Origin of the sequence: Nocardiopsis sediminis, from assembly GCF_042650565.1 — a bacterium.
GTDB lineage: Bacteria > Actinomycetota > Actinomycetes > Streptosporangiales > Streptosporangiaceae > Nocardiopsis_B > Nocardiopsis_B sediminis.
In genome coordinates this window covers 1-3,731 of the sequence record NZ_JBHSBH010000019.1, presented here as the reverse complement: position 1 = coordinate 3,731, position 3,731 = coordinate 1, and the positions used below count along the sequence as shown (strand labels likewise).

Sequence of the window (3,731 nt, the reverse complement as noted above, 5' to 3'; positions counted from 1 at the left end):
GCGAGAGCCAGCGGCTCCACTCGACGGACACGTGCTCGGTCATCGGCCCCGACGCCGAGACGGTCCGCCCGCCGGGCGGCAGACGCGCCCGCATCGGCGACGCGTGGGCGATCCTCGTTCCCGGGCCGCCCTGGCCCGGCGACGACGCCCTCGCCGGCACCGGCGCGCTCGCCGGGGTGAGCCCCCGGGTCCCCGCGGCTCAGGCCCCGCGGGCCTGGCGCATGGCCCGCACCGCCGCCCGCTTCGCCGGCCCCGGGCTGATGTGGGGCAGGGTCGTGCACTGGGACCGGCTGGGCTCCTTCACGCTCGTCGCCGAGCACGTCCCGCAGGCCGCCATCGGCTCCTCCGCCGACGTGGCCGCGCTCGACCGGATCGCCGCCGGCGCCAGCGGGGGCCCGCTCCTGGCGACCCTCGACGCCTTCGCCGCCAGCGACTCCCTGCGCCGCACGGCGACCCGCCTCTACCTGCACCGCAGCTCCGTCAGCGCCCGGCTGGCCAGAGCCGAGAAGGAGCTGGGCTTCGCCCTGCACACCCCCGAGGGCCGGTCCCGCCTCGCCCTCGCGCTGACGCTGAGACGGCTCCGCGGACCCGCTGCTGAAACCGCCCCTACCCCGCCCCCGCGCACCCCCCGCGACCGGCGGTTCCCAAGGGGGACCTGAGGGGGGAGCTAGGGGTCGGTGCCGCCTGGGCGGATGCATAGCGTCTCTTCAGTGTCGATGGGATCCGGTGGATCTACTTCCCGACATCAGGGACACCACGCTGGGGCGGGTGCAGCACGTCGATGGGTCGGTGGAGGCGACGGCTTCGGCCGCCCGGTCGGCACCGGCTCGGTTCACCGTGATCTCTCTGGAAGGACAGCAGGATGCGCGTCGTTATCACCCAGCTCGCAGCCACCGCCCACCTCAACCTCATGGTGCCGATCGGGTGGGCCCTCAGGGCCGCGGGCCACGAGGTCGTGGTCGCCGCCCAGCCCGACATCATGCCGGCGGTCCGCCAGACCGGCCTCGTCGGTGTGCCCGTCGGCGAGGAGGCGCGCTACGCGGAGAAGCTCGCGGAGCTGGCGCCCGAAGAGACGATCTACGGCTCCGGCTACGACATCGCCGAACTGCGTCCGGAGGTCCTGACCTACGAGTACGTGCGCGACTGCCTCGCGGCCTTCGCCTCACCTCTGGCACTGGACGTCAACACCGACGAGTCCGTCTACGACGGCCTCGTCTCCTACTGCCGGTGGTGGCGGCCCGATCTGGTCATCTGGGACAGCATGACGTTCACCGGCCCGGTCGCGGCGGCGGCCTGCGGCGCGGCGCACGTGCGCACCACCATCGGCCGCGACCACTGGGGCCGGATGCGCGAACTCTTCCTGAAGCTGCGCGCCGAGCGGCCCGATGCCGGGGACGAGGACCCCGTCCGCGACTGGCTCTCCCTGAAGCTGGCGAAGTACGGCGCCGCCTACAGCGAGGACCTGATCCTCGGGCAGACGACCATCGACTCGATGCCCGCGTTGCTGCGCCTGCCCTCCGGGCACGGCCACCTGTCCGTGCGCTACGTGGCCTACAACGGCCCGGGCACCGTACCGGACTGGCTGCTGGAGCCGGTTCCGGAGCTGCCGCGCGTGTGCATGACCCTGGGCAACTCCTTCCACGAGGTGCGGGACGGCCGCGCGGCGATCGGGTTCGCCGACCTGTTCGAAGCGGTCACCGACCTCGACATAGAACTCGTCATGCTGGTCGACCCCTCGGTGATCCCCGCGGGGACCGAGGTGCCGGACAACGTCCGGATCCCCGGATTCGTCCCCCTGGACCACCTGCTGAAGAGCTGTTCCGCGATCATCCACCACGGCGGTACCGGGACGACGGCGACCGCCGTGCTGAACGGGGTCCCGCAGCTCATCGTCCCGCACGCGCTGTTCGACGAACGCCCGTTGGCCGACGTGATCCAGGACAACGGCCTCGGCGTGCACCTGCCCCCCGAGCACCTGTCCGTGGAGTCCCTCCGCACCGAACTCCAGCGGATCCTGACCGACCCCGCATTCACCTGGCGCGCCGACGAGGCCCGCAAGGACGTCGAGAACTCCCCCAGCCCGCACGACCTGGTCAAGAGCCTCGAAGAACTGGTCCACCGGCACCGCGGCGCGGCGGCCCCGGTCCCGACCGCCTGACCCCGACCCCGTATCTCCTGCGCTCCTCCCCGCCCCCACTACTTGAAGGCTGGTTGAACCACATGGCCACTGATGACAAGTTCCGGGAGTACCTCAAGCGCGCCACCGCCGACCTCCAGCGGACCCGCCGGCGCCTGCGCGAGGTGGAGGCCAAGGAGCGCGAGCCGATCGCGATCGTGGCGATGGGCTGCCGCTACCCGGGCGGGGTGGAGTCACCGGAGGACCTGTGGGAGATGGTGGCCTCGGGCGCGTCGGGGATCTCCCCGTTCCCCGATGACCGCGGGTGGGACCTGGAGGCCCTCTACGACCCCGACCACGGCGCCAGCGGCACCACCTACGCGCGTGAGGGCGGGTTCCTGGAGGGCGCCGGGGACTTCGACCCGGCGTTCTTCGGGATCAGCCCGCGCGAGGCCATGGCGATGGACCCCCAGCAGCGGCTGCTGCTGGAGGTGGCGTGGGAGGTCGTGGAACGGGCCGGGATCGAGCCCGGGACGCTGCGGGGGACGGCGACCGGCGTCTTCGTCGGGGGCACCCAGACCGGCTACATCAGCGGGCTAGGACCCTTCCCGGACGGCCTCGAAGGCTACCTCCAGACCGGCAACACCAGCTCCGTCATCTCCGGCCGGGTGGCCTACACCCTGGGGCTGGAGGGCCCGGCGGTGACGGTCGACACCGCGTGCTCGTCGTCGCTGGTGGGGATCCACCTGGCAGTCGAGTCGCTGCGCCGCGGCGAGAGCACGCTCGCGCTGGCCGGCGGGGTGACGGTCATGCCCACCCCCGAGCTGCTGGTCGACTTCAGCCACCAGCAGGGCCTGGCGCGCGACGGCCGGTGCAAGGCGTTCTCCGACGACGCCGACGGAACGGTGTTCTCCGAAGGTGCGGGCATGCTGCTGCTGGAGCGGCTGTCCGACGCCCAGGCCAACGGGCACCAAGTGCTGGGCGTCATCCGCGGCAGCGCCACCAACCAGGACGGCGCCAGCAACGGGCTCACCGCCCCCAACGGCCCCTCCCAGGAGCGAGTCATCCGGCGCGCCCTCGCGGGCGCGGGCCTGGCGCCCGGCGACCTCGACGCGGTCGAGGCCCACGGGACCGGCACCGCCCTCGGCGACCCGATCGAGGCCCACGCCCTCCTGGAGGTCTTCGGGGACCGGCCCGAGGAGCGCCCCCTGTGGCTGGGATCGGTGAAGTCCAACATCGGGCACACGCAGCACGCCGCCGGGGTGGCGGGCGTGATCAAGATGGTCCTCGCGCTGCGCAAGGGCCGGCTGCCGAAGACGCTGCACGTCGGCGAGCCCTCCACGCACGTGGACTGGGAGCAGGGCCAGGTGCGGCTGCTCAGCGAGGAGCGCCCGTGGTCCGCCCTCCCCGGCACTCCGCGCCGTGCGGGTGTGTCGTCGTTCGGGGTGAGCGGGACGAATGCGCACGTGATCGTGGAGGAGGCGCCGGCCGTGGTGTCTCCTGTGGAGGGGGATGCGTCGGCGGAGCCTGTGGTGGTGCCGTTCGACGGCGGCTCGGCTTCTGCGGTGGTGCCGTGGGTGGTGTCGGGTCGTGGTGCGGGGGCGCTGCGGGGGCA

At 73.0% G+C, this 3,731-nt stretch carries 3 protein-coding genes; all 3 read left to right on the top strand.

What is annotated here, in order from left to right; all coding sequences use genetic code 11:
- Window positions 1–659, top strand: a 659-nt coding sequence (locus tag ACFOVU_RS27680) for a helix-turn-helix domain-containing protein (RefSeq protein WP_378538319.1), incomplete at its 5' end; no start/stop codon positions are given.
- A gap of 203 nt (window positions 660–862) precedes the next feature.
- Window positions 863–2,158 carry an activator-dependent family glycosyltransferase gene (locus ACFOVU_RS27675; protein WP_378538318.1) on the top strand — a complete coding sequence of 432 codons (1,296 nt, stop codon included), beginning with the start codon at window positions 863–865 and terminating at the stop codon, window positions 2,156–2,158.
- A 62-nt stretch (window positions 2,159–2,220) separates the two neighbouring features.
- The coding region (locus ACFOVU_RS27670) for a type I polyketide synthase (RefSeq protein ID WP_378538316.1) at window positions 2,221–3,731 on the top strand (1,511 nt) is incomplete at its 3' end.

Bases quoted from the DNA above. Each gene is read 5' to 3' on its own strand.
- ACFOVU_RS27675 (WP_378538318.1), top strand. From the start codon at position 863: ATGCGCGTCGTTATCACCCAGCTCGCAGCCACCGCCCACCTCAACCTC.